A 26948-nucleotide genomic window follows, 5' to 3' on the forward strand; every position below is an offset into this window, starting at 1 on the left:
TGTAAAGCAGAGCGATCTATATGAATAGTATAAAAGGATATCCTACAGTCTTGTTGGCTGCATGGATATCCTTTTTCATTTTTTTATGGGACGTCTGCTGCTGTGCTTGTAATACTTATGCCCTGTTCGGAAGCTGGTAAAACGTACATAATGCTATTAACAGGTTCAACGTTTAAAGGTTGTCCACATGATGAACGGAGCGTTCATTTTGAACATTGCCGGTATTCAATAAATCGCCAGGTTCAATAAGAGCAACGTAAGCCTCTTCTTCTGCAAAAGGCATATGCTCTACGCCTTTAGGGATAACCACCATTTCACCTTCGTTCAGGTGTATATCCTTATCGCGTAGTTTTATAGTCAATTTCCCTTTAATGACAAGGAATAATTCGTCGGATTCATCATGGTGATGCCATAGAAATTCACCTTTGACTTTAACGATTTTAACGGCTGAATCATTTACATTGGCAACGATGCGGGGGCTGTAATATTCTTGAATCTGATCAAATTTGGACAACAAATTTACCTTTTCAATCATGAAAGATCCCTCCTCTAGTAGATGCTGCAATAGTATAGCAGAGAGACGGATAAGTGGCTAGAGATTTCCAAGCAAAATATAGGAGGCTGAAACGATGGCTTATCAAGAAATCAACGGAGTGCGCGTGTGGGGAGTACCCGATTCAGGGGCGTTATCTCAAGCCCGTACTTGTGCCGAGAACGGTAATGTGATTCAAGCGCTGCTGATGGCGGATCATCATAAAGGCTACAGTCAGCCGATTGGTGGCGTGATGGTATATGACGGACAAATTTCACCTTCGGGTGTCGGGTATGATATCGGATGCGGAAACAAGGCGGTTAGGACCAAGCTGTCCGCAGCAGATATTTTGCCACGTATTTCATCCATTATGGATGAGATTGCACGTCATATTTCCTTTGGAGTAGGTCGTATAAATGCGGTTCAGGTAGACCATGAGCTGTTCGATGACCCGGATTGGGCAGTATATGCTGCGGTTGGGAAACAGGAGCATGACAAGCTGAAATCCTTGGCGAGAGACCAGTTGGGTACGGTGGGGAGTGGTAATCATTTTGTTGACGTATTCGTGGAGGAAGCGACAGGTCAGGTCTGGATTGCGAATCATTTTGGGAGCCGGGGCTTTGGACACAAAACAGCAAGCGGATTTCTAAATTTGGCGGCAGGACGGGAGTTTCTCGGAAAAGCGCCAGGAGAGCATATGGATCAACCGCCGGTGCTGCTGGACATGAATAGTGAGTTGGGGGATATGTACTACCGTGCGATGCGGCTTGCCGGACGTTATGCTTATGCGGGACGGGATTATGTGATAGAACAGGTGCTTGGTATAATGGGCACCGAAGCGGACTTTGCCGTGCATAATCACCATAATTACGCATGGAAAGAGCAGCATGATGGACGTGACACGATTGTAGTCCGCAAAGGTGCTACTCCCTCGGCTCCTGGCCAAACGGGTTTTATTGGTGGAAGCATGGGTGATATTTCGGTGATTGTACGCGGTAAGGATACGGTAGAAAATCGCGATTCCTACTATAGTACAGTTCATGGTGCAGGACGCATTATGAGCCGTACGCAGGCAGCCGGTAAAATGAACTGGAAAACCCGTACGCGCAGCGGCGGTCAGATTACGGACTTGCAGATGAAGGAGGCCGTACAGGACTATGGTGTCGAGCTGCGCGGAGCGGGTACGGATGAAAGCCCGTTCGTTTACCGCAAGCTGCGCGAGGTGCTGGACGCTCATGCTGAGACAGTGGAGGTTCTGCATGAGCTCAAGCCTATTGGAGTATGTATGGCGGGGGCGAATGAGTTCGATCCGTATAAGGACTAATGAAAAGATTTAGTAATAAAAAGAGACTATATCCGGCAGAAACGATCATTCGCCGGATATAGTCTCTTTTTATTATTATAGTAACTTTAAGTCTTACAGTTGGTCCGCAAACAGTTGTTCCTTGATATAAGAGACCGGCATTTCCTGGCCTGTCCACAGCTCGAAAGCAAGTGCGCCCTGCCACAGCATCATGCCCAGACCGTTAATGGCGGTTGCACCTACGGATTCGGCTTGTTCCATCAGCTTGGATTTAGCCGGGCTGTATACTACATCGGTCACGATCAGATCGGAACGAAGCATGGACACATCTTCAATCACACTTTTGCCTTCCAGCGGTTTCATGCCAACGCCTGTACCGTTAGCGAAGATATGACTTGTGCGGATCTCTTCACGTAATTGTTCTTGATCCTCCAGAGGATATATATTTGCTTTGACTTGGGTGTGTTTCATATCTTCATTAATAATACGGACATTTTCTTCTGCACGGGCAAAGAACTGATCATTACGGGCAAAGATTGAAATTTCAGCCAGACCTGCTTGAGCCGCTTCAATAGCAATCGGAGTAGCAGCGCCGCCAGAGCCGACGAGTGTCATTTTTTTGCCGTTCAGATCAATGCCGTGTTCACGCAGGTTGCGAACATAACCGGATCCGTCTGTACTGTAACCTTTCAGTTTACCATCCGTATTCACAACGGTATTGACTGCTCCTGTAAATTTTGCGCTGTCGTCCAATTCGTCAAGGTACTGTAAAATAGCTGTTTTGTTAGGCATAGATACGTTATAACCGCGCATGTTCAGAGCACGCATCCCCCGTACTACTTCTTCCAGTTGTTCGTTTCCTACTTCAAAGGCCATATACGCGTTGTTCAGGCCCAGTTTTTCAAACGCAAGATTATGCATAGCTGGGGACAAAGAATGTCCGATCGGTGTAGCAAGCAGTCCTATTAATTGTGTTCTTCCGTCAATACGTCCAGCATTTTTCATGATATAAGCCTCCAAGTAATCTTTGTAGTTTAATGAAACACTTTTTTATATCGATAAGCAACAAACACGGCCAGCAAAATACTAACTACGGCAATCGCAATATCCAGAATGAACACGGAAGTAATTCCGAGGCTCTTGGACATGCCCCCGGTAGCTAACGGCATCAGGATAAACGAAAGACTGGCTGCAATGTTCACGAGAGAAGTCGTAGTCCCTTTGTTTTTGCGGAAGAATTCCGTCATAACGGTGAGAGCAATTTGGAATATACCTGCGGTAGACAATCCGATTAAGAACGAACTGATTATCGTAGCGGCAGGATTGTGCCAAGTAATTAAAGCCAGCAAGGAAAGCAGGGCAATAAACGGATACACAATCATGACAGTAACCGGTTTAATGAATCTGCCAAGTACCACGGCTAACAGAATAACGGAAACCAGCGAACCTATACTATAGTAGCTCAACAGTTTAATAGCACTGGCTTTCTCCATACCCAAAGCCTCTTGCCCGAAGGTAGGAAGCCATAGCTGCACGACCATGAACAATACAGTGGAAGTAAACCCGATAATGATCAGAGAAAGACCCTCTTGCCAAAACTTAGGCTCACTGCGGAATGTATCCACGGATTGAGCAGCCTTGGTTGTAGCCTTTTGTTCCTCCATTTTGTGATTGGGAAAGGCTGTCGTCGATAAGAAGATACCGCTCAGCAGATAAATACCTGCCGGAATAAAGAAGGAGTAGCCATAGAACATATTGTGATCGATAAAGAATGCAATCATGAACGGAATAACAATGGCACCGATAGAAACGGATGCTTTGACCAAGACCGTTGCAGAGCCGGCTTTTTTTCCGAACCCTTCAATTAATGCGGGATACGTTCCCGAATCCATCATGGAGTTACAAAGCCCTGCGATAATAGCAAATACGAAAGCCAACGTATAGTTGGGTGCAAGGGGAATACCGATCAGGAAAATTAAATAAGCAAATGATGCAATCACAACGAGCGGCTTTCTTCCGTATTTGTCTGACATTTTCCCGGCTACCCCGAGAGCCAGCAGCTTACCGATCCCGATCGCTGACACCAGATAGCCGATGGCTGCTTTATCCGTGTTCAATTGCACGGTCAGGAAGCTCATATTCGAGGAGAGGATAACATTGATCATACCCAGAAGAAAATAGTTGATGTAAAGCCCTGTTGCCATTCTGATATAAGGATTTTTCATGAGTATAGCTCCCAACTTAATTTTTAGATCAATGGCTTAGTAGTGAAATTATTCACATTGTTTCTGTGTCTTTATTATATAAGGAGTGATATTATAAATCCAATGCATATTTCTATCGTTTTTCATAGTTTAGGTCTATAATTTAAAATATAAATTAAAGAAGGGAATTACATAATTATGAACCTGAAGCACTTACAATATTTTCGTGTACTTGCAGAGATGGAGCATTATACCCAAGCAGCTTTACGACTATGTATTACTCAACCTAGTTTAAGCCATGCGATTTCAGAATTAGAAAAGGATCTGGGGGTTCATTTGTTTGAAAAGCAGGGGAGGAATATTCGGCTGAACAAATACGGACGATTTTTCCTGAAATATGTGGAGCATGCGATGGATGAATTGGAGAAGGGAGAGCACAACTTGCGGGAATTGGTTAGTCCAAGCCATGGGAATGTGGATTTGGCGTTCATTTACACGTTAGGCTCGCACTTCATTCCAGCGATTATTCAGGCCTTCTCCGCCTCGGATGCCCGTAAAGATATATCCTTTTCTTTTCACCAAGGGAACACGAACGATATTATCCAGGGCTTGAAGCAGGAGCATTACGATGTGGCGTTCTGTTCTCACATGGAAAATGAACCGGACGTTGAATTCATTCCGCTGGCTCAGCAGGAGCTGGTCGTTATTGTTTCACCAGATCATCCGCTGGCTTCGCTGGACCAAATCGATCTCAAGGATACGGCAGCTTATCCTTTTATCTTTTTTAACAAGAAAAGCGGTATACGTCCCATTATTGAAAATCTATTCGCCAGAGTAGGAGTTACTCCAGAGATTATTTGCGAGATTGAAGAGGACACGGCGATGGCAGGGCTGGTATCTGTGAATTACGGAATTGCGGTCATGCCCCGAATTTCATCGTTGGATTATTTTAACGTCAAAACATTGCCTATTGTTAATCCCGAATACGAGCGTTTTATCTATCTGGCGAGCATCAAAAACAGGTATTTATCCCCGGCTGTAGTGGACTTTCGGAACTTTGCACTAAGCTACGGTGAGGAATTTTATTTGAAAACGCATCAGCGTGTCTAAATGTGTGTCTCGCAATATTTAAACTTGATAAATTTAAAAATGTGTTCTATACTTCATCATCGACACAGATGATGTGAAATGATTCACATTAGTGGCACCACAAGACTTACTCACAAAAGCAGGTGAATTCACGATGAAACGTTCTCCTTTTCCAGTGGCGTCCGGCCTTTATGTAAACTATCTTCTGTTTGGTATGTTTAACATTATGCTGGCGTCACACATGTCCTTTTTAACCGAGCATTTGCATACAGATCAGGCGGGAATCAGTCTTCTGGTATCCGCAATGGGATTTGGCAGGCTGTTTACGCTGTACATATCCGGGGTGCTTTCCGACCGTTATGGTCGCAAGCCGTTTATTGTGGCCGCAGGGCTACTAATGGCCGTTTTTTTGGTTGGGATACCGCTAAGCTCCAGCTTTGAAATTGCGATGATGCTGGCTGTACTGGCAGGCGTAGCGAATTCTTTTCTCGATTCAGGCACCTATCCAGCTCTGATCGAAGCTTTTCCCCAATCCTCCGGTTCGGCTACCGTGTTGGTGAGAGGTTTTATATCCATCGGAGCGGCGTTTTTACCGTTAATGATTATCTTTTTTATGAATCACGATATTTTTTACGGATTCTCATTCTTTTTACCGGCACTCATATTTGCTCTGAATGCGATTTACCTGTTCAAAATGAAATTTCCAGACATGCGGGTTCAGGCGCCCAAGGAGCCAGTTCACGATACTACCGTGTCTGACATGGAACAAACGGTGGATCTAAAATCAAATGACCGGAGCAAGCCGCGCTTCTGGCAGGAAGGACTGTGCCTTATTGTTCTCGGCTTTACCGGGCCTACTTTGCTGTACATCGTTCAGTTGTGGCTGCCTACTTTTGGACAGCAGTTTATCGGTATGACTGAATCAGAGTCCCTGAGGTTATTAGTCTATTACAATGTCGGTTCTCTCGTATCCGTATTTGTATTGGTGATTGTGTTAAGAAAGTGGATCAAACCTGTTCACATTATTCTTATTTATCCATGCATTTCTTTGTTGGCTTTTGGAGCATTGCTCCTTTTCAAATCACAGGCTGCTGCCATTATTAGCTCATGTGTCATCGGGTTTTCCATTTCGGGTGTGCTTCAGCTGACATTGACCGTGATGAGTGAATTTTTCAGTCAACGTAAAGGACAGATTACGGGATTTATTTACACGGCAACTTCTCTGTCATACACGGTCATTCCTGTGTTTACGGGGTTCCTTTTGAAACATTCCCAAATATCCAGTGTGTTCATGCTGGCTATTATTGTGAATGTGTTGGGTATGGTGCTGGCGGTATTTGTTAATTTCCGATACAGTACAGTTTTTCCAGCGAATCGCAAGTTGCCCTCCAAAATCGCGCTGGAAACGGAATAGTAGGACAGGCTGAACCTAATCATCAGCTGGCTTATTCAGAATGCGTTATACTATGAAATATTGTAAATGCTCGATTTAAAACTATGATTTGGGAGTGAGTTAGATATGGAAAAAATCGTTAAGGTGAAAGATGTTCTGATTGGTGAAGGCGCACCTAAAATCTGTGTTCCGATGGTGGGAGAAACGTTGGAGCAACTGAAGGAGGAGGCTACCCATTTGCGTACACTCGACCTGGATATCGTGGAGTGGAGAGTCGATTTTTTCGAGCATGTAGAGGATTTGGAGAAGGTTAAGGCTGCCTTGATTGAAATCCGGTCCATCTTGGCGAATATTCCGCTCGTCTTTACGTTCCGCAGCGCTCGGGAAGGCGGGGAAAAGGAAATCAGTACGGCGAGTTATGTGGAGTTGAACCGCACGGCAGCCGAAACGGGACAGGTAGATATCATTGATGTGGAGCTTTTTAATGACGAAGCCGATGTGAAGGCGCTGGTGGAAGCTGCGCATAAGCATAACGTATCCGTGATTATATCCAACCACGATTTCCAGAAGACACCGCCGAAGGAGGAAATCGTATCTCGGTTGCGTAAGGCGCAGGAGCTGGGAGGCGATCTGCCTAAAATAGCAGTTATGCCAACAAATACGGCCGATGTACTGACCTTGCTGGATGCCACGCGTACCATGGCAGAGGAATATGCAGACCGGCCTATTATTACGATGTCGATGGCGGGAAAAGGTGTTGTGAGCCGTCTGACCGGAGAGCTGTTTGGTTCGGCTTTAACCTTTGGTGCGGCTAAGAAAGCTTCCGCGCCGGGGCAGATTCCTGTCACTGAACTGAGAGAGATATTGACGGTACTGCATAGTCATTCTTAAAAGACGCATGGCATTACTGCCAGCAAGCAAGGTACCCGCAGTGAACAAAAAAGGAAGGCCTCCCATGTGATTAGCATGCTGGAGCCTTCCTTTTTGTAACTCTAATTCAATCCACGGGTAGGTTCATACAACTCCCAACCCAGATTTAGAGTTTGGATAATATAGTCTGCGACTTCTTCCGCATCCAACTGATCCGTATCGATCTTGGAGTGATTCACCGCGTAAATGTCCTGTCTGGAACGGAAAAGAGCTTCGATTTCCTCCAAATTCTTGTTTTGCAGATTGGGACGGGTATCGATGAGCATCTTGAGTCGATCCTTCCAGGATTCCCAATTTAAATCTAAAAAGAAGACGATAGATGAAGCTAGACAAGCCTGTTTAACCTCTTCTTGTAAAAAAGCACCGCCGCCAACCGAAATGACTTTCAATCGAGTATTGCTGCATAGTTTGAGAATATGGTCTTTTTCAATCTCGCGGAAACCTTTTTCTCCATATGTTTTGAAAATTTCTGTTGTCGGCATGTTGTACTCTTGTTCAATCTCCTGATCAATATCCACAAAGTCCCGATACAGCTTGCGCGCGAGATGGGAACCGATCGTTGTTTTGCCTACACCCATAAAGCCAATGAGCACAATATTCTGTTCTCTTAATGGGATCTCTCTCTTGTTTTGCACCATAACCACTCTCTTCTCACCAGTAATGTTGAGATGTAACGCTTCAAAGCACTAAATACATTATACGTTCATCAAACGTGTCATTCAATAGTATAGATCACATCAAAAACGAGGTATAGGACGAAAGTGGTTCTTATTGCCATTTTGGTGATGTAGAGCATGCAAACGAGACTTAGATCATGAAGTCCATTAATGCATAATTTGACGAAAAATAAATTTACACAAGCATAATAAAGTCAATATTGTGTATTTAGTTGAAAAAAAGGACATATTTTGCCGAAAAATATATTGAAATTACTGGAAGTTGGATTATAATAGAGTTATGCAAATTGTAAATGAAATCGCTGTATTTACAATTTGTGTTTAATTAAATTCATGCGATTTGATAACTTTGAACCAAATACCAAGCATACATATGTAAATAATAATATATATTTCACAGACGTGTATCGGTCAATGGGTTCATTGTACGAAGGTGGTGATACGGTCTACGCGCTCTAGTCAACGAAGAATTGTGAGACAGAAATAAAAAAATATCTTCGAGAGGGATGAATTGAAATGAACACAAGCACAGCTAAAGTATTGAAAAAAGGAATGGGTATCTTTTTATCAGGTATGTTGGTTGCTTTATTCGTCGGTAATTATTCTGCTCATGCAGCTCCAGAAGTCGTTAGTAAAACCATTCTTGTAAAAGCCGGAGAAGTATACGATGGTAAGGGGAAGACTGTAGTCGCTGATCCAAAAACCTTGGGTGACGGAAGCCAGACTGAGGCCCAAAAGCCTATTTTCAAGCTTGAAAATGGTGCAACTTTGAAAAATGTGATCATTGCTGCACCTGCTGCGGATGGTGTGCATGTGTATGGCAACGGGACCATTTCCAACGTAACGTGGGAGGATGTAGGTGAAGATGCATTGACGCTTAAAGAAAAAGGTACGGTAAACATTACGGGCGGTGGAGCGTTCCATGCATATGACAAGGTGTTCCAAATCAATGCCGAAGGCACGATTAACATTAAAAACTTTAGAGCCGATGATATCGGAAAACTGGTTCGCCAGCTGGGCGGCTCTACTTTTAGAGTGAATATGACTTTGGATAACTCGGATATTTCCAATGTAAAGGATTCGATCCTGAGATCGGATGGTCCTAACAGCAAAGCTAAAATTACGAACACTCGTTATCACAATGTGCCACAATTGTTCAAAGGCTTTAAATCCGGCAATACGAGTGAGTCCGGCAATACAAAATATTAATCGGAACAGGATAGGAGCGGGGATGGGAATCGATAGATTTTGATTCTATACTTTGCCTGAATGAGAAGGGGCTTGTCCAACAGATCGCTTGGGTCTGATGGGGCAAGCCCCTATTTAGCTTTTATTTGTTTTTCGTGCTACTGAAAGATACCGTTGGAATGCTCAAAAGACAAGCCGGGCTTCGTTCAGAACGAGTACTGTGATATGATCGTGCTATTACATTTTATACAAAGAAGTTGGGTAGCTATGAATCTATTTCATCCATATGTGAATGTTGACGGTACTTTGAATGATAGGCAGGTATGGAGTCGGGAAGTTTTATATACAGGTACAAACGGTCGGCATGTTGAACGTTTTTACGTGTCACCTTCTGAGAGCTATGTGTTCAAGCCGTTAACCAATGATGAGCAAGAAGGCCGAGAAAGATGGGTATATGAGCATGTACTTCCTTCATTACCGACGGTTTATCCCCAATTGCTTGCCTGGTCTGATTCGGGGGAAGATGGCAGTGGGGAGTGGATGATTTTTGAGGACCTTGGTCCATTAGATCATCTGCATGATGAAGAAGTCATGTTGCAAGCGGTTGAACTTGTAGCAGGGTGGCATGCTTTGCCGCCGGATCGTTTTACCGGAATTACAATGCGAGGACCGAAGCCGCTTATTCAAGATTTGGTTGCTGAGCTGTACATGCACCAGCTTGATGTGTTGAAGCTTTGCAGCTCGTTAGGGGTTCCTAAACAGCAGGTTCAGCGTATGTATGCACAGCTGGATCAGTTCATTTTTTCACCGCAGCTAGTGCTGTCTCATGGTGACCTTCATCCGGGTAACTATGCGCTAAGTGGGGATCGGCTGATGGTGCTGGATTGGGAGCATGCCCATTTGAACACACCGCTTTGGGATGTGTATCATCTGATCGACATGTCCCATCCTTTGTTTCCCCGGCGTATGACGCCCGACTTGCGAATTTGCTTGCTGGACAGGTATTTGGAGCTGCTGGGAGCAGGACTGGAGCGGGGCACATTTATGCAAGAATACAGCATGTTTGCCGTGGTATTTTCACTGTGGATGCTGTTGTTAATTGAAAGTGATTTGCGAAAGATCGGAACGAAATTGCATATAAACGGTGATAAATGGTCAAAAGAGCAATTAGAAGCCCAACGGGGCGAGGCGTTAGCCTGCTTGAGCCAATGTGCAGCGACGCTGGAATGGGGACAAGCCAGACAGTGTAAATCAAGAGTTTGAATTACAGAGTGTGTACAGATCGTAAACAAAGGTGGGGACATACATGAAAAAAGTCGGTTTGGTCATGAGAAAAATACAGTTTGCCGAAGCGCAGGGCCCGCGTATTTTTGCGGAACGTCTGCAGCAGATTGGGCTCGAGCTGGGCGTGGATATCGTATTTGTGTCACCGGAGCGCCATGTTAGCAGCCATGACTGGCTTCCCGGTTATGAGCATGAAAAGGGTGATCTTGTTAATTATGACGTGGTACTCGACCAGCTTCATGAGCAGCAGATTGAGCATGTTATTTATACGGTATCCGGATTTACATATTTGAATATGTTTTTAAAAAAAAGCGTACTTTTTCCGCACAGTTTTCCTGACCCGGCGCTTACTGGATATGAGATGATGAAGCCTTTTTATCAGATTGTGGACAAGGCTATTGTGCAGACTGATTTTCTCAAGCAGGAGATGGCATCCAAATTTGGTGTAACCGATGTGACAGTCATCCCGATTGGATTTAATGAGCGACTGGTGGAAAAGCATTTTGACCCTTCGCAGGTAGTGGAGAATCGGGTGATGTGGATCGGAAGGGATGAAGAGAATCGGCGTCCTGATCTGGTATTGGAGTATGCGCGGCATAATCCCGACAAGGAAGTTTACATGGTGTTTGGCGGTGAACGCTACAAGGAAAGCATGAAGAAGTACGATATCCCTGACAATGTGAAGCTTCAATTTGCGTTGACGCAGGATGAGGTATTCGCGCTGATGAATACGGCGAAAGTATACTGGAGCTGCTCCAAATTCGACACGTTTGCGATGCCGCTGACCGAAGCGCTGGCTATGGGGAAAATCGTCGTGAAGCCTGAGCATCCTTGCTACGGACATATCAGCTCCACGCACTCTTTTTCGGGCAATGAGAAAAACTGGTTCGAGCTGGTCAATATGGCTACCGCCTCACCTCGTCGGGTTTCCACGGAAAATCAGGCGTATGCCATGGAAAAGTTTTCGAGTAAGGTGATGAAGCAGGGATATCGGGACTTTTTTGAGAATTGGTTAAGCTGAGCAGGTAACGTCGCAGTATTTAAAAGCCATCGTTTGAATAAGTAAAAGGAAGAGGGGGTTACCCTCTCCTTTTTGAATTCTAAATATGTGGTTTGTTGGGGATAATATGAAATAAAAATATACCTTCTACTATGGCAAATAAGCTAGTAAATGAATGGTTAGTAAAGCGGGTTTGGTTCGTTAACTTTGAATACTCAGGCGGATGAATGTGGTAGGGCTCTGTTGTAGTTTGATAATCCTCATCTTGATGTGGTTCACAGTGGAATTTAGCTAGAACCTGTTTATCGTCTTTGCTAATCCAATCGTAGTAATAGTGTGTAATCACACCGTGTCGTATATGTTCAGTTATGTATAACTTGGAGTCATTTAATTCCTGATTCCAAGTTTGCAGGTAACGCATTAAATCTCACAGCGATGTTATGAAAAACCTTCAAAATAACTTCTGCTTTCTCCGGGGATCGTAAAGATTCAGTTGTGAAGTTTTCGAATATTATTTTATCTTCTGTTGATAACGCCACCATATTCACCTCTTTATGCCTCTTTTCTAAATGAACTGCAATCAAACTGCGAGTTAAACTGCAAATAAACTACAACTTCCTTTATTTCCATTGTATCTGTCTCCTTCATTTGTATACCTAAAAGATTTGAAAAAATTAATATCGAAAGTGCGATAAGGTTAGTTTCTGTTGGTGTAGAAATCAAAAGAGATCCCTGTGTGACTTATCACAAGAATCTCTTCAATGTTTTGCAGTGCTGCTATCAAATAGGTCCAAACTCAATATCTGTAGCCAAGGTTTCTCTAACGAGTTAATCCAATTTAGGATTGTATCCCCGCTACGGCTTCAGATTGAGCAGTTCTGCGGTCGATGACGTAGCTGACCAGCATGAGAAGCAGGCCACCGACAGTGATAAGAGATGCGACCCATGGGATGGCGGCGAGTCCCATTTGATTAATGACGACCCCGCCGATAAAAGCACCTCCTGCATTGCCCAGATTCAATGCGGAATGGCTGGAGGTAGAAGCGAGCAAAGGAGCCTCATAGGCCAGATTCATGATGCGAACCTGAATGCCGGGCATAATGCCGAACGCGGCAATGCCCCAGATAAAGACGGTGATGACGGCCAGCACCGGGCTTTGAAGCGTGAACGTCAGGATGGCCAAAATAACTGCCAATACGGCATAGTTCGCGATCAGCGACGGCAGCAGTTTCCAATCTGCAAGCTTGCCTCCGACGATGTTGCCGATGGTTACGCCGAGACCAAACAGGACAAGAATCCACGTGATGCTATGCTCGGCAAAGCCGCTAATGTCGGTCAGTAAAGGTGTGATATACGTAAAGACGGTGAACAGGCTACCGCAACCGACAGCACCTGTGAGCAGCATCAGCAGTACCTTCGGATTAAACAGGCTTCGGACTTCTTGTTTGAGACTGGAAGGCTTGTCCTGATGAGTGACCGGAATGTAACGGATGATGCCAAAGAGAGAAATCAGGCCGATCACGACGATGGCTCCAAAGGAAGCGCGCCAGCCGAGCTGTTGTCCGATAAAGGTGCCAAAGGGCACGCCGATAATGTTGGCTACGGTCAGTCCGGTCAGCACCATGGAGATGGCACCAGCCCGCTTATCAGGACGGACCAGCCGGGCGGCGATCAGGGAACCCACTCCCAAAAAGGTTCCGTGTGATAACGCGGTAGCCATACGGGCTACAATCAGAAGCTCGTAATTGGGAGCAATAACGGAAAAAAGATTGCCTAAAATGAATATAATCATCAGCAGGCATAACAGCTTTTTTTGCGGTACCTTGTGAGTCAATACGGTGAGCACAGGTGCGCCAATGGCTACACCAAGCGCGTAACTGGTGATTAGCTGTCCGGCTTGCGGGATGGTAACATGAAGGTCCTGGGCTACATTAGGCAGAAGCCCCATGATGACGAATTCGGTCATACCGATAGCGAAGGCACCGAGCGTCAACCATAGCAAGGAGGGTGGAAAGCGATTGGCTGTCAAATTTTCTTGAGTACTCATAAATGCTTGTATCCTCCTGAAAAATAGTAATGCGAGTATATCATTAGAAACCACATCTGGCGACCCATTTGCAAGAATTTTACATACTAAGCAGATGAGATTTATGTATTTTACAAAAGCGACAGGTATGAGCGGGTTAAATATGTTATTTTTATAATATGGACTCATCCAAGGAGGATATAATGATGACGCTTAAAGTGGTACATAGTATTACAGATTTAATTGGAGATACGCCTTGTGTGCGGCTTCAACGGTTAACCGGACCGCAGGATGCGGAAGTGTATGTGAAGCTGGAATACTTTAATCCCAGCGGCAGTGTTAAGGATCGGGCGGCGGGTAATTTGATTGACGAGGCGGAAAAGGCTGGACACTTAAAGCCGGGTGGAACCATTATTGAGCCGACCAGTGGCAACACGGGGATCGGTTTGGCGATGAATGCGGCTGCCCGAGGCTACCGTGCGATTTTGGTCATGCCGTCGAATATGACGAGGGAACGAATCAATATTTTAAAAGCGTATGGGGCTGAGGTTGTGCTGACACCAGCGGAAGAACGAATGTCAGGAGCGATTCGCAAGGCGCTGGAGCTGGGGGCTGAAATTGAAGGGAGCTTTATCCCGCATCAATTTGAAAACGAGGCCAACCCGGATATCCACCGTACAACGACTGCACTTGAAATTTTGGAGCAGACAGAAGGCAAGCTGGACGTGTTCGTCGCTTCTTCGGGAACAGGCGGTACGATTACAGGAACGGGTGAGGTGCTGCGCCAGCATTTGCCGGATCTGCGGGTTGTCGTGGTGGAGCCGAAGGGTTCGCCCGTGCTGTCAGGGGGCAAGCCTGGTCCGCATAAGCTGGTCGGTACTAGCCCAGGATTCGTTCCTGCCGTACTGAATACGGATATTTATGACGAAATCATACAGGTTTCGGATGAGGATGCGATTGCGATGACACGGGCCATTGCTGCTCAGGAAGGAATTCTTGTCGGACCTTCCAGCGGAGCTACAATATGGACGGCAATTCAGGAAGCTCGGCGCTTGGGAGCGGGCAAACGGGTGCTTTGTATTGCCCCGGATACAGGAGAGCGTTATTTGAGCATGGGGATTTTCGGATAAAAAGGTGCGATTCGGGGCACATCGTTATACACGACCACGTGTAGGTGTTAAAATAGTAGTGGTAACGGTTTCATAGGTTGATATCATGCGGGATGCTTAAGGAATATTTTAGAGAAGTGAAGGAGGAGCAGCATGAAGATTATGCCTTTACAGAAACGTGGAATCTCCGATAGTCGTCTGGTTCTGGGCTGTATGCCTTTTGGTGGAGAATGGAGCCAGGCGCCATTTACGGAGGAGCATATTGTTGAAGCAGAAAGAGCGGTGGAAGCCGCACGTTCCATCGGCATTACGATGTTCGATCATGCAGACATCTATCGTATGGGGAAAGCGGAAGAAATTTTCGGCCGGATTTTGAAGGGACAGCCTGGTTTGCGCGAGCAGATCGTTATCCAGTCCAAATGCGGCATTTTCCTGCCAGATGGTACGCTCCCAGGGCGATTTGATTTTTCATATGCTCATATTATGGAGTCTGTGGATGGTATTCTGAAGCGTTTGGGTACCGAATATTTGGACATCCTGCTGCTGCACCGTCCCGATCCACTGGTAGAGCCGGAAGAAGTGGCGGAGGCGTTCAGCAAGCTCAAGAAATCCGGTAAAGTACGGCATTTTGGCGTCTCCAATATGAATGTAAGCCAAATTCGGTTTTTGGAACGCAGTTTAGCCGGTCCGCTGGTGGCTAATCAATTGGAGATGAGCCTGGCGCATTTGCATTTTGTAGATCAGACGGTGCATGTGAATCAGCAGGCAGGGACGAATGTCCATTTTGGCGAAGGCTTGCTGGAATACTGCCAAACGGAGGATATTCAGCTTCAAGCGTGGGGTCCGCTGGCACAGGGACGCTTTAGCGGTGGTTCTTTGGACGGGGAGCCGGAGCATATACGCCAAACAGCAGAGCTGGTGCAAAAGCTGGCTGTTGAAAAGGAAACGACACGTGAGTCCATCGTGCTTGGCTGGCTCATGAAGCATCCGGCACGGATTCAGCCCGTGATTGGCAGTGCCAATCCTGAACGGATCAAGGCGTGTCAGGACGCAGAGCGCCAGAGTGAGCTGATGACCCGTGAGGAATGGTACGCGCTGTATGTGAGCGCACGGGGACAAGCTTTGCCGTAACTTTGGAATGCTTCTCAGCTTGTTATAGCAGGCACATTTTCATGAAAGAGTATGACTTGGTAATACAAACCATAATTGAATAGGCCTGCCCTTTGTCTTATGGACAGAGTGCGGGCTTTTTTTTTATTGGACGTATTAATATTTTTTCAGCGGCTAATCCTCTTCGTATCTTGCAAGTGCCCTGGCGGTTGTTTCCTTCATTCGGGAAATGAGCCGGGAGCCTTGGACGACCTTGATGCGTTTGCCGAGGAAACGGATTTTGGACAGTACATATTCATCTTCGTCTGCCTGAAAAGCGAGCGTAATGCGATAGGTATCCGTATCCTGAATATACTCTACTTCTTTCTCAAAGCAGGAAAAGGCGTATAAAATACGGGACATTTCCCCGTTGTAGACAGGAATAATTTCGATGATGCCCTGTTCTTTGCGTGACTCCAGAATACCGAGTATACGTTGGGTGAATTTCTCGGTCTCTTCAGTTGGAATTTCCTCTTTGGTGATGGTTACGATGTTAGGCAGCTTGGTGGACATCAGCGCACGGTGTCTGCGATTGTACCAAAGCAGGCTCCATTCCTTTTTGACCATGGAAAATTCCAGTTTATACGGAAATCCGGATATACGCTCATGAACACGCCCGTTGCGCATTCTGTAGCTCATACAGATACCTGAGCGTGACCGCAGGATGGGACGCAATATACGCAGGAGCGGATGATAAACCGGGGAGGCAGGAATGCCGGCCTTTTCCCTTAAGCTGCCGTCGACTTCCAGCGGCTCGTCATCTGCGAGCATCAGCCGAAGCTTATCGAGCGTAGACGGGGTAAAAGCCTCTGCCGCCGCTGGATCTGCCAGCATGGACTGGAGCCAGATTCTTTCCTGCGATGTAGTAGCAAAAGCGCCCGATTCATCCAGCCGCGAGACGATTTGGTAGTTAAATATTTTCTCGAATAGGCTCATAATAGGCTTGAAGCTCCTTCCATTCCTGCTTGAATTCCTGACGCAGCCGCTTGGGTTCCAATACCTCACAGCTTGATCCAAAGCTGCGTAGCCATGGTTTAATCTCGGTGATTCCATTCACTGTAATTTCATAGATAAAGGATTCTCTTTCTTCCTCCGTGATCGTTCCCCATTGTCCCTGCAACAGCACACGTTCCCGAATAAAGTTGCGTTTGGCACCTTCGGGATTGAAAAAACGTACTCGCACCTTCACGGTGCGCCCGGTATCCACAAGCCAGCTATACCGCGTTCTTTCTTCCAACACGGCCAGCAGGTCGGCAAAACGCTTCTCCGACACGGGTCCGCCCTCCGCCAATTGTGTCATGCCCTCCATGCGGAACTTCATGATTCCTTTGCCGCCCACCTGCCCCAGTACATACCAACGCCCGTATTGATGATCATAGATGACTTGCAAGGGAAGAATGGTGTGTTCACGGCCTTCGGTTTCTTTTTCAAACAGCGGATTTGTGTTCTGTGACCCGTACATGCTTCGTTTGGCTGTAGAAAAATATAAAAAAGTTACATAGCGACGTTGCCGAATGGCGTGAAGAAGCGGATGAATATGGGCCTCATCCAGAATGCGTGAGTAATAGTGGTATTTGTATAAAAAAGGTTCCACCATTTCCTGATCTCCGGCTTGACGACGCATGGCTTTTTTTAAAAGATCGCGCAGCAGATATCCCTGTACAGAGGGGAGGTGCGTATTCGCCATAATGTCCACAAAGTCATACAGGTCCAGTAATTCCTCGTCCGTCAGTCCAGTGACCAGATCATTGCGAACAGCATAGCGGTAAGGTCTGCCGCCGGGCTCCTTGCGAACCACGCCGACTTCGACCAGATATTTCAGGTCCGAACGGATCGTTTTCTCATCCGGGAGCGTACTGTCGGGAGGCAGCCCGTCGCAGCAGGCATCCAGCAGCTCCATGGTGGTCAGTGGTTGTGACTGTAGCGCTGTCAACAGAAGGGCCAGGCGGACGCTTTCCGACTCCTTGAGCGATTTGGCCCGAAACAGGAATAGCAGTAGTGGATCAGCGGATTCATAGTAGTTGAAGCGCAGCATCTCATTGAAGTCATGTCCTTGCTCCGCTGGTAATTGCTGCTGCACGGATTGAACGATTTCTTTGAGACGCCGGCTCGTTTTATCAAAGGTATGTACCGAAATGCCCAGTCTGTCTGCAAATTGCTGCCGATTATAAGCGCCGCTCGTCAGTGTCAGCATGCGCAGAAATTGAATTTCTTTATCAAAGCTCTCTCTCGCCATGGCGGATTCCCCGTTTCTGTTGCCGTTCTCCGAAAATAAGTATCCCTCTATTCTAACAGGGAAGAGATGCGGGAAAAAGGGAATTTATTCATCTTTGTAATACTTTCGCCATGTTCGCGGCAAGCAAAATATAGGATGATATAAATATCAAGTAGAATCCGTCAGCCGAGACGGGGCGTAGAATGAATGAGGAGCATTCAGGAAATATCAAGGTATAAAAGGGCGGTTAGGGAGGGAATAGCATGACAGATATAAAACATGAGCGGGATTCAATCAGACCGGAAATGCGTGAAACGATATTGCAGGAGCTGCGCGTTTTGGAGCAGGAGGAGCAGGTGCGCATTGTATATGCCTGTGAATCAGGCAGTCGGGCGTGGGGATTTCCTTCACAGGATAGTGACTACGATGTACGTTTTATTTATGTAAGGCCGGTGGAGTGGTATTTGTCCATTTTTGATAAACGGGATGTGATTGAGCGTCCGATCAGCGATTTGCTGGATATCAACGGCTGGGATTTGAAAAAGTCGCTCAATCTGTTTCGCAAGTCCAATCCGCCTTTGCTGGAATGGCTGCAATCCCCGATTCCCTATCTGGAGCCATATTCAGTGGCAGAACAGATTCGCGCTATATCGCCGTTAACTTTTTCGCCTAAGTCCTGTATGTATCACTATCTGAATATGGCGCGGGGAAACTATCGGGATTATTTGCAAGGAGAACAGGTGAAGATTAAAAAGTATTTTTATGTGCTGCGCCCGTTGCTGGCGTGTGGCTGGATTGAACGCTATAACAGTATGCCTCCGATGGAATTCGAAGACTTGCTGGAGGAATTAATTCCGGCAGATACAGAGCTTTATCAGGTGATCGGACATTTGCTGCAACGTAAAAAAGCAGGCGAGGAACTGGATATTGAGCCACAGCTTTCTGTGGTCAATGATTATATCCAGCAGCAAATGGCTTATTTTGAACAAAAGGCGCCTTTGCTCCAGCATATGGAGGGTGGACATGACCAGCAACTGGATGATTTGTTCCGCGCTGCGGTGAAGGAAGTATGGCAAGCATAGGCGAGCAGTCTGTGTGAATTTTACGATTGTTGCCGTTATGTGGATAAGGAAGGACAGGGTGCGAACGGCAAGCCGATCTGTAAAGACTGGTTCGTTGACTATGAATCGGGAGAAATAATGGTATGGGAACATGGTCCGAGATTGTAGTTTTATAAAGGAGGAACTGAAATGGGGACGTCACTGATTGATATTGGTGTAAATCTGATGCATCGTTCGTTTCATGAGGATCGGGAGCAGGTGGTGGAGAGAGCGGCAGTCGAAGGGATTACACCGCTGATTATTACCGGGACAAGTGTCCGCAGCAGCCGGGAGGCTTCTCAGTATGCGGCACGTTACCCCGGCAAGCTGTATGCGACGGCTGGTGTGCATCCCCATGATGCCAAAGGCTGTACCCCGGATACGATTCAACAGCTCCGTACGCTGGCGGGTCAGCCGCAGGTCGTAGCCATCGGGGAATGCGGGCTGGATTATAACCGCGATTTCTCTCCGCGTGATGTGCAGCGTCAATGGTTTAGGGAACAGATTAAGCTGGCTGGCGAGCTGAAAATGCCGTTATTTTTGCATGAGAGGGATGCGCATGAGGATTTCGCGGCTATGCTACGGGAGCATCATGGGTTGGTAGATAAGGCGGTGGTGCATTGCTTTACCGGAACCGCACAGGAGCTGCACACGTATGTAGATATGGGATTATACATCGGTATTACAGGCTGGATCTGCGATGAACGACGCGGGAAGCATTTGCGTGAACTGATCAGGGATATTCCGCTGGACCGTCTGATGATTGAAACGGATGCTCCATTTCTCACCCCGCGTAATTTACCTGTAAAGCCGAAGAAAGGGCGCAATGAGCCGATCTATCTCGCACATATTGCCGCTACGGTTGCAGAATGTACAGGTCGAAGCATCATGGAGATCGAAATCGCGACGACGGAGACGGCAAAACGTTTTTTTGGATTATCTGTAGAAGAATAAGGCCGTAATCCAAAATGCATGATCCAATATCCAAATTGGGGTGACGCCAGATGGAATTATTTTTCAGAGACAACTTTTTTAGCGCAGGATTGACTGAGATTGTGGATATACATGATGAAGCGGCGGGAAGTGTGGATTTGAAAAGCGCATTTGGTTCATCTGTGGATGTATATGATGCTGACGGGAGGCGGGCATTCGGCGGTAAATTTCGTTTTTTTGTCGGCAAATGGGAAGTGACGGACCCTACGGGGCAATTGGTGGGTGTACTGCGGACCCGAATGAGCTTCATGTCCAAAAGGTATGAATATGATGCAGGGCCGCGTGGCATATATGAGATTACCTCCCCCGCATTTTCCAAGGAGTACAAAATTCAGGGCTATGATGGGAAAACGGTGGCGGTATTTAATCAGACCAGCCGTTGGTTCCAGTCCGGGGCATTTCATTTGGATAATGGCTCGTCGCTATTGGATAGCTATGAACTGATTGCGGTTGTCATGGGTGTGCATGCCATTCAAAACAGGAACTCCTCGGCTGCAAGTCAGCCTCCTGGTGTAAATGGTTATTGAAACCAATATTAGGATTGTCAAAGCAATAGATGTAGTGTACATTATAGTGAATTAAAAAGCATTGTCGGGAGCTTGAGAAAGTCAGGCTGAGAGGGTGGCCCTTGCCATCGACCGTGAAATCTGATCTGGGTAATGCCAGCGTAGAGAAACCTAGAACACTATACAGGAATGCCGCTTGTTTTGCGGTTGTCGATAGATTCGGTGGTTCGGTTCATATCTTATAATCAAGCTAGACGGCTGCGCTTGGGCTACTGGTTATATGAGGCATATCAACGAATCATGTTTTGTATGGTGATCCACCTTTTACTGCGCATAAAGCTTGCCTGGAGATTCAGCTCCGGACAGGCTTTTTTTCATGGCCACGAGGCCCATTTTAAGGGAAAAGGGGAGTACATCATAATGAATACTGCTGTAAAAGCGTCTAAAGGATTGAAGCTGACGGATATTTTGGTCACGATTGTGATCGCCGTCGTGTTTGGATTGGTCTATAAAATATGGGGGCCTGCGTATGATCTGGTGAAACCGCTTGGGCTGAACGCCGAGCAATTGGTGTATGGCATGTGGTTTATGGCGGGCACATTCGCATACCTTATTATCCGCAAGCCGGGAGTTGCGATTTTGGCAGAGGTGGCAGCGGCAACGGTCAGTGCTTTTTTGGGAAGTGAATGGGGGATGTCTACCTTGTACTATGGCTTGCTGCAAGGATTGGGAGCAGAACTGTTTTTTGCGGTTTTTCTGTACCGGAACGCCAATCTGTGGGTCACTTCCCTGGCTGCGGCTGGATCGGCTATAGCCTCCCTGATTTTAGACTTCAGTTACGGGTATATTGATCAGCTTTCGACCTGGAACTATGTTTTGTATGTCGGATTCCGCATGATTGGCAGTATTGTGATTGCCGGGGTGTTCGCGTTCTATCTGGCTAAGGCGCTGGAAGTCACCGGGGTGACACGTACCTTGAGACCCGCAACGGAACAGGACTATAAGGGGCTGGACTAATGAGTTGGGTAGTCGAAGATGTAGTGGCGTCGGTCACTCGTCTTCGTTTGAAATTTCCCGGCGAGCAGGAACTGATTTTCCACAATATGTATATATCCGTCCGCAAGGGGGAAAAGCTGCTGCTGCTTGGACCGAGTGGATGTGGTAAATCAACGCTGCTCCAGGTGCTGAGCGGTCTGATTCCACGCACGATAGAAGTGCCGATGAAATGTGATGCTGCTGTCATTCCGGCGCGTGCGGGTATCGTATTTCAAGATCCAGATACGCAGTTTTGTATGTCGTATGCGGACGAGGAACTGGCTTTTGTATTGGAAAATAATCAGGTTCCCCGTGAGCAAATGCCTTCTCGTATCCGCAAGCTGCTGACGCAGGTAGGTCTTTCAACGGATGAAATACATATGCCGATTGGCAGCATGTCTCAGGGCATGAAGCAACGGCTGGCAATTGCGTCTGTGCTGGCGATGGAGCCGGAGGTGCTTTTTCTGGATGAGCCGACGGCTTTGCTGGATGAAGAAGGAACCGCACAGGTGTGGGATATGATTCGCCACATTTCGGCAGATCAGACACTACTGATTGTGGAGCATAAAATTAATGAAATTGTCCATGATGTGGACCGGATTGTGGTGCTTTCTGCTCAAGGGGAAATCATGGCGGACGGGACTGCGGAGGAGGTATTTCATAAGCATCGGCAGGCGTTGTCTGATTATGGTGTCTGGTATCCGGGCGTATGGGATGAGGCATCCTCACCACGTTGGAGTGAACAAGGGACACAGGAGCATGGAGTGGGGAATGACTGCGGGGCGTTCATCTTGGCAGCGGGTACTCCTATACTGGAGCTGGAGCATTTCAGCGGCCTTCGGGGTTCGAACTCAGTCATTTATGTAGAGCAAGCGCAGGTGAAGCCGGGGGACTGGATTGGTGTGGTCGGTGAAAATGGGGCTGGTAAAAGCTCGCTGCTGCTCTCCATGATGAGCTTAATCCGAACGCAGGGAAGTTACAACGTGGACGGAATAGAGGCTGGCGGTACGGAACAACTGGCAGAGCGTATCGCGTTCGTGTTTCAAAATCCGGAGCTGCAATTCGTAGCTCACACCGTTCGAAAGGAACTGGAGTATTCGCTGCCGGAGAGCTTGTTTATGGATGAACAGCGCCGGGAGCGAGTGGATCGAATACTCTTACAGTTCGGGCTGGAACGGCTGGATGAACGTCATCCGTATCAGCTTTCGTTGGGGCAAAAAAGGCGGCTGAGCATTGCCACGGCCATTATCCGTGAGCCAGCGGTGCTGCTGCTGGATGAGCCGACCTTTGGGCAGGATGCGCGTAATACCTTTGTCATGCTAGACATGCTGGAACAGCTTAGAGCGGCAGGCACGGCGATTGTGATGGTCACGCATGACCCGGAAATTGTCCGTCGATATTGCACGGATATATGGCGGATACAGAAGGGGGAACTGCGGCATGAACCTGTCTTTTCCCCATCATGAAACATGGCTTCACCGGGTTAATCCGGGATTAAAGCTTGTAATGTTTTCCTTGTTGTTCGTGGTCGTCATTCTGATTCACAATCCGAACGTGATGTTCAATGTAGCGTGCGCTATGCTGCTGTTGCTCGTCTGGTCAGGCCATCCGTGGAAGCGACTGCTGCTGTATGGTTCTCCCTTTATACTGGTGTTTATTTCAACCTCCACAGGCATGATGATGTTCGGCAAAGGGGTGACGACCTGGTGGACATGGGGCCTGATCCATATCACGCAGGAAAGCTTTTATCGGGGAATGCATCTTGGATTTCGTGCACTGAGTATGGCGGCGGCAGGACTGTTATTTGGTTTGACGACCCGCCCGGTGAACCTGTTTTATTCGCTGATGCAGCAATGGAGGCTTCCTCCGAAATATGCGTACAGCTTTTTGGCGGCGATGCGGATGATGCCGATGATGCTGGAGGAACTGCAAACGTTGAGACATGCCCACCGCATTCGGGGTGTACATCAGCATGTATCCAAATGGAATATGTATGCTACGCTACGCAGATATGCGATTCCGCTGCTGGCTCAAAGCATCCGGCGCGCCCAGCGAATTGCTGTTGCCATGGAAGCCAAGGGTTTTGCCAATGAGACCAAGCGCACGTATTATTATGAGATCCATCATTCGGCTGTAGATATCGTGTTTATTTGTTATTTTGTGGTGATGATTACACTGGCTTGGGGACTTGGTATCCAGTTCCCTTATGTGGGGACATGGGATGTACGCTAATTGTTGCCAAAAGGCTTTGCCGGGTTTCTGCCCTGTGGTATATTAATGCAATGGGAAATGACGGCTCGCACAGACCCGCGTGGTCTGGCGGGCTTTATTACATATTCCCGAGAAATGGATCATCAGGAGGCCAGGTTTCATGATTACGCTGCATCAGGTAAGCAAGCATTATACGACCTCAAGCGGCCCATTTCATGCGGTTCAATCCGTGTCCCTTCATGTGGAGGAAGGGGAGATTCACGGTATCATAGGCACCAGCGGCGCCGGCAAGTCTACATTGCTCCGGTTGATGAATGTATTGGAACAGCCGGATGATGGAAATGTGGTTGTAAATGGAGACGAGCTGACCCGCATGCCGGAAAAACGTCTTCGTGAAGCGCGGCGATCCATCGGGATGATTTTTCAGCATTATCATCTCGTCCACAACCGTATGGTTAGTGGCAATGTGGCAATGCCGCTGGAGCTGGCAGGCGTACCGAAAAAAGAGAGAGCGGTACGCGTGCGCGAATGCCTGCAATTCGTCGGCTTGGCTGACAAGGCGGAGCACTATCCAGCACAGTTGAGCGGAGGCCAGAAGCAACGTGTGGCGATTGCCAGAGCGCTGGCGAATCGACCTGCGGTGCTGCTTTGTGATGAGCCGACCTCGGCGCTTGATCCGCAGACAACGGCGGATATTCTAGGCGTGTTGCGGGAGATCAACCGTGAGCTGGGCGTTACGATTGTGATTGTGACGCACGATATGGATGTGGTGCGGAGTGTTTGTAGCCGCGTTTCGGAGATGCGGGATGGGCGACTGCTTTCAACGCAGCCTGTAGGCGGTCCATCGGACGGTTCAAAAGCGGGAGAAGGTGAAGCCCATGAATGAAACGCTGAGCATCATTGCGCAGTATCAGTCCGAGATATGGAAGGCTATCGGAGAGACGTTTATCATGGTGGGCATTTCCATCGCAGCAGCCGTGCTGCTGGGACTTCCGGCAGGAACGATGTTGTATTTGTGCGGCAAGGGGCAAAAATATGAGAATCGGCTGGTGTTCACCATATTGAACAGTTTGGTCAATGTCATTCGCTCGTTCCCGTTCTTGCTGCTGGTCGTGTTTATGATTCCATTTACACGTCTCGTGGTGGGTACGGCGCTGGGTACGATGGCAGCTACGGTTCCCATGTCAGTGGTAGCCATTGCCTACTATTCAAGGCTGGTGGAGCAGTCACTCCTGGATGTGCCCAAGGGTGTAATCGAAGCTGCCACTTCTATGGGGGCGTCTACCCTCCAGCTTATTTTTAAATTTTTGTACGTGGAAGCCCGTTCGGGGCTTGTACTTGGCTTGACCACGTCCACAATTAGCTTCATTTCTTACTCCACGGTGATGGGCATTGTGGGCGGCGGCGGCGTGGGCGATTTCGCCATCCGCTACGGTTACCAGCGTTTTGAAACCGGATTGATGGCGTTCACCATCGTTGTCATGATTATTTTCGTGCAAACGATCCAGTTCACCGGAAGCACGATATCCCGCCGGATCGACAAGCGATAAGATAGGTTATAGCCTGCTATGTTGGAGCGGACGCTTTATTGAACATCTTATAAGTTCAAGCGTAACAGCAGCCTATGGCAAGAAGGTAAACTGAGGATGTAATCCCTCAGTACCGATAGATCGTAGGCAATACACTTGCACCACCCACCATGGGAAATGAGAATGACTTTACAGTGCCTCAAAAGCGTAGCGGGCAGAATTGTTCTAAAGAAGCGATAGCGTTCGCCTTTACCCCCGGATTTTTACCTTATAATGTTTTACTAAATGAAAAAAATCCGGGGGTAACAGCGATCGTAAGATCAAATCATTCGCGAAGCGGCTCCACTGTAACTCACTCCCCTCTTCCCAATCACAAATTTACTTGGAGGTTCCTCACCTAATGAGTCGGAAAAACAACCTGAAAACTAACCTGAAATTACTTACACTATTCGCTGTCGTCATGCTGCTGGTTGCCGGATGCGGCGGTCAAAAGCAGGCGGCACAAGGAACACAGCCTAAAGAAGCGACTTCTCAAAAAGAAGTGACTTTGAAAGTGGCAACGCTGATTCCCCCGATGACGGATGTACTGGATATCGTAAAACCATTGCTCAAACAGGACGGAGTTAATCTGGAAATCGTCGTGCTGTCGGACAATATTCAACCCAATAACGCATTGGCAGCCCATGAAGTGGATGCAAACTTCTTTCAGCATGCTCCTTTTATGCAACAATACAATGAAAGCAACAAGTCTGATCTGGTAGCAGTCAAACCGATTTACAACGCCATCTATGGCGCGTACTCCAAAAAATACAAGAACATTAAAGACCTGCCCGAAGGTGCGACGATTGCGATTGCCAACGACCCGGCCAATACCGGACGTTCTCTCGTAATGATGGAGCAAAACGGTCTGATCAAGCTTAAAGAAGGTGTAGGCTATAATGCCACACAGGCTGATATTATTGAAAACAAGAAAAAGTTTGTGTTCAAAGAAGTCGATCTGTTGATGCTGGCGCGGTCGCTGGATGATGTGGACATGGCTGCCATGTATCCCGCTTATGCCAAGCCGTTGGGCCTGACACCGAAGAAGGACGCGTTAATTACTGAAAAGGACGATACCCACTTTGCCATTAATCTGGTAGCACGCAAGGATAATGCGGATTCGGATGCCATTCAAAAGCTGGCGAAGCGTATGACTGGTCCGGAGGTTCGTAAATTTTTCGAGGATAATTACAAGGACAGCGTTGTCCCAGCATTTTAAATAAACAAGCATTTTGCATAAATCCAGAGAGCGGTTTTCAATCTATAATATATAGATCGGAATGCTTATGTTCGTCTATATATTAACCCGCTAGCGACTGGAATCGAATTATGCAAAATGCTAAATACGAGTGTTGAAACGTTGTTTTATGATTAGTTGCGGCCTGTATAAGGTAATGAAGTCTGTGATGAGCAGATGGAGTTCCTTGTGCAGGTCT

26 protein-coding genes are annotated in these 26948 nt (G+C 47.2%); 18 read left to right on the forward strand and 8 right to left on the reverse strand.

What is annotated here, in order from left to right; all coding sequences use genetic code 11:
* Positions 1 to 172: 172 nt before the first annotated feature.
* Positions 173 to 535: a cupin domain-containing protein gene (locus tag ACWXW9_RS20900; protein ID WP_494930979.1), complete on the reverse strand. Its 363-nt coding sequence runs from the start codon at positions 533 to 535 to the stop codon at positions 173 to 175.
* Positions 536 to 629: 94 nt separating this feature from the next.
* On the opposite strand from ACWXW9_RS20900, the gene ACWXW9_RS20905 reads away from it, so the two are divergent.
* Complete coding sequence (locus ACWXW9_RS20905) at positions 630 to 1856, forward strand: RtcB family protein (RefSeq protein WP_494930980.1); 1227 nt, start codon at positions 630 to 632, stop codon at positions 1854 to 1856.
* Positions 1857 to 1949: 93 nt separating this feature from the next.
* Here ACWXW9_RS20905 and ACWXW9_RS20910 read toward each other — a convergent pair whose 3' ends face one another.
* Together ACWXW9_RS20910 and ACWXW9_RS20915 are read right to left on the reverse strand one after the other, a co-directional pair.
* Positions 1950 to 2840 (reverse strand): shikimate dehydrogenase, encoded by an 891-nt coding sequence (locus tag ACWXW9_RS20910; protein WP_494930981.1) that lies wholly within the window; start codon positions 2838 to 2840, stop codon positions 1950 to 1952.
* 29 nt (positions 2841 to 2869) lie between these two features.
* Positions 2870 to 4060 (reverse strand): MFS transporter, encoded by a 1191-nt coding sequence (locus ACWXW9_RS20915; protein ID WP_494930982.1) that lies wholly within the window; start codon positions 4058 to 4060, stop codon positions 2870 to 2872.
* A 177-nt stretch (positions 4061 to 4237) separates the two neighbouring features.
* Between ACWXW9_RS20915 and ACWXW9_RS20920 the strand changes: the two genes are divergently transcribed.
* From ACWXW9_RS20920 to aroD, 3 genes are all read left to right on the forward strand, one after another.
* A complete protein-coding gene (locus ACWXW9_RS20920; protein WP_494930983.1) occupies positions 4238 to 5149 on the forward strand; it encodes a LysR family transcriptional regulator in 912 nt (303 codons plus the stop codon).
* 133 nt (positions 5150 to 5282) lie between these two features.
* Positions 5283 to 6542, forward strand: a complete 1260-nt coding sequence (locus tag ACWXW9_RS20925) for an MFS transporter (protein WP_494930984.1) — start codon at positions 5283 to 5285, stop codon at positions 6540 to 6542.
* 105 nt (positions 6543 to 6647) lie between these two features.
* Positions 6648 to 7412 (forward strand): type I 3-dehydroquinate dehydratase, encoded by a 765-nt coding sequence (aroD, locus tag ACWXW9_RS20930; RefSeq protein WP_494930985.1) that lies wholly within the window; start codon positions 6648 to 6650, stop codon positions 7410 to 7412.
* Between the two features lie 101 nt (positions 7413 to 7513).
* Here the strand turns inward: aroD and ACWXW9_RS20935 are convergent, their stop codons facing one another.
* Positions 7514 to 8086 carry a shikimate kinase gene (locus ACWXW9_RS20935; RefSeq protein ID WP_134914445.1) on the reverse strand — a complete coding sequence of 191 codons (573 nt, stop codon included), beginning with the start codon at positions 8084 to 8086 and terminating at the stop codon, positions 7514 to 7516.
* Positions 8087 to 8644: 558 nt separating this feature from the next.
* On the opposite strand from ACWXW9_RS20935, the gene ACWXW9_RS20940 reads away from it, so the two are divergent.
* The 3 genes from ACWXW9_RS20940 to ACWXW9_RS20950 all read left to right on the forward strand — a co-directional run bounded on the left by ACWXW9_RS20940 (position 8645) and on the right by ACWXW9_RS20950 (position 11621).
* A complete protein-coding gene (locus ACWXW9_RS20940; RefSeq protein WP_494930986.1) occupies positions 8645 to 9337 on the forward strand; it encodes a pectate lyase in 693 nt (230 codons plus the stop codon).
* Between the two features lie 246 nt (positions 9338 to 9583).
* Positions 9584 to 10579: a phosphotransferase family protein gene (locus tag ACWXW9_RS20945; RefSeq protein WP_494930987.1), complete on the forward strand. Its 996-nt coding sequence runs from the start codon at positions 9584 to 9586 to the stop codon at positions 10577 to 10579.
* 43 nt (positions 10580 to 10622) lie between these two features.
* Entirely contained in the window at positions 10623 to 11621 is a 999-nt protein-coding gene (locus ACWXW9_RS20950; RefSeq protein ID WP_494930988.1) for a glycosyltransferase, read from the forward strand.
* Between the two features lie 362 nt (positions 11622 to 11983).
* Here the strand turns inward: ACWXW9_RS20950 and ACWXW9_RS20955 are convergent, their stop codons facing one another.
* On the reverse strand, positions 11984 to 12148 hold the full coding sequence (locus tag ACWXW9_RS20955; RefSeq protein ID WP_494930989.1) for a hypothetical protein: 165 nt from the start codon (positions 12146 to 12148) through the stop codon (positions 11984 to 11986).
* A gap of 290 nt (positions 12149 to 12438) precedes the next feature.
* Entirely contained in the window at positions 12439 to 13647 is a 1209-nt protein-coding gene (locus tag ACWXW9_RS20960; protein WP_494930990.1) for an MFS transporter, read from the reverse strand.
* Positions 13648 to 13832: 185 nt separating this feature from the next.
* Here ACWXW9_RS20960 and cysK point away from each other — a divergent pair, with 185 nt between their 5' ends.
* Complete coding sequence (gene cysK, locus ACWXW9_RS20965; protein ID WP_044646611.1) at positions 13833 to 14756, forward strand: cysteine synthase A; 924 nt, start codon at positions 13833 to 13835, stop codon at positions 14754 to 14756.
* Between the two features lie 132 nt (positions 14757 to 14888).
* Positions 14889 to 15866: an aldo/keto reductase gene (locus ACWXW9_RS20970; RefSeq protein WP_494930991.1), complete on the forward strand. Its 978-nt coding sequence runs from the start codon at positions 14889 to 14891 to the stop codon at positions 15864 to 15866.
* Between the two features lie 153 nt (positions 15867 to 16019).
* Here ACWXW9_RS20970 and ACWXW9_RS20975 read toward each other — a convergent pair whose 3' ends face one another.
* The gene (locus ACWXW9_RS20975; protein WP_494930992.1) at positions 16020 to 16820 is read right to left on the reverse strand and encodes a WYL domain-containing protein; all 801 of its coding nucleotides are present in this window, start codon (positions 16818 to 16820) and stop codon (positions 16020 to 16022) included.
* Positions 16795 to 18120 (reverse strand): helix-turn-helix transcriptional regulator, encoded by a 1326-nt coding sequence (locus tag ACWXW9_RS20980; protein WP_494930993.1) that lies wholly within the window; start codon positions 18118 to 18120, stop codon positions 16795 to 16797. The genes ACWXW9_RS20975 and ACWXW9_RS20980 overlap by 26 nt, the downstream gene beginning before the upstream one ends.
* A gap of 242 nt (positions 18121 to 18362) precedes the next feature.
* On the opposite strand from ACWXW9_RS20980, the gene ACWXW9_RS20985 reads away from it, so the two are divergent.
* The 9 genes from ACWXW9_RS20985 (at position 18363) to ACWXW9_RS21025 (ending at position 26731) form a co-directional block, all read left to right on the forward strand.
* On the forward strand, positions 18363 to 19181 hold the full coding sequence (locus tag ACWXW9_RS20985; protein ID WP_494930994.1) for a nucleotidyltransferase domain-containing protein: 819 nt from the start codon (positions 18363 to 18365) through the stop codon (positions 19179 to 19181).
* Between the two features lie 168 nt (positions 19182 to 19349).
* The gene (locus ACWXW9_RS20990; protein ID WP_494930995.1) at positions 19350 to 20153 is read left to right on the forward strand and encodes a TatD family hydrolase; all 804 of its coding nucleotides are present in this window, start codon (positions 19350 to 19352) and stop codon (positions 20151 to 20153) included.
* 50 nt (positions 20154 to 20203) lie between these two features.
* Positions 20204 to 20719: an LURP-one-related/scramblase family protein gene (locus ACWXW9_RS20995; protein WP_494930996.1), complete on the forward strand. Its 516-nt coding sequence runs from the start codon at positions 20204 to 20206 to the stop codon at positions 20717 to 20719.
* Positions 20720 to 21118: 399 nt separating this feature from the next.
* The gene (locus ACWXW9_RS21000; protein WP_044646639.1) at positions 21119 to 21715 is read left to right on the forward strand and encodes an ECF transporter S component; all 597 of its coding nucleotides are present in this window, start codon (positions 21119 to 21121) and stop codon (positions 21713 to 21715) included.
* Complete coding sequence (locus ACWXW9_RS21005) at positions 21715 to 23199, forward strand: ABC transporter ATP-binding protein (RefSeq protein ID WP_494930997.1); 1485 nt, start codon at positions 21715 to 21717, stop codon at positions 23197 to 23199. The genes ACWXW9_RS21000 and ACWXW9_RS21005 overlap by 1 nt, the downstream gene beginning before the upstream one ends.
* The gene (locus tag ACWXW9_RS21010) at positions 23174 to 23965 is read left to right on the forward strand and encodes an energy-coupling factor transporter transmembrane component T family protein (RefSeq protein ID WP_494930998.1); all 792 of its coding nucleotides are present in this window, start codon (positions 23174 to 23176) and stop codon (positions 23963 to 23965) included. Before ACWXW9_RS21005 ends, ACWXW9_RS21010 begins: the two co-directional genes overlap by 26 nt.
* Before the next feature lie 139 nt (positions 23966 to 24104).
* Entirely contained in the window at positions 24105 to 24830 is a 726-nt protein-coding gene (locus tag ACWXW9_RS21015; RefSeq protein ID WP_494930999.1) for a methionine ABC transporter ATP-binding protein, read from the forward strand.
* The gene (locus ACWXW9_RS21020) at positions 24823 to 25494 is read left to right on the forward strand and encodes a methionine ABC transporter permease (RefSeq protein ID WP_134911039.1); all 672 of its coding nucleotides are present in this window, start codon (positions 24823 to 24825) and stop codon (positions 25492 to 25494) included. The genes ACWXW9_RS21015 and ACWXW9_RS21020 overlap by 8 nt, the downstream gene beginning before the upstream one ends.
* A gap of 379 nt (positions 25495 to 25873) precedes the next feature.
* The gene (locus ACWXW9_RS21025) at positions 25874 to 26731 is read left to right on the forward strand and encodes a MetQ/NlpA family ABC transporter substrate-binding protein (protein ID WP_494931000.1); all 858 of its coding nucleotides are present in this window, start codon (positions 25874 to 25876) and stop codon (positions 26729 to 26731) included.
* Positions 26732 to 26948: the final 217 nt, after the last annotated feature.

Source organism: Paenibacillus sp. LT-B23 (genome assembly GCF_059417685.1).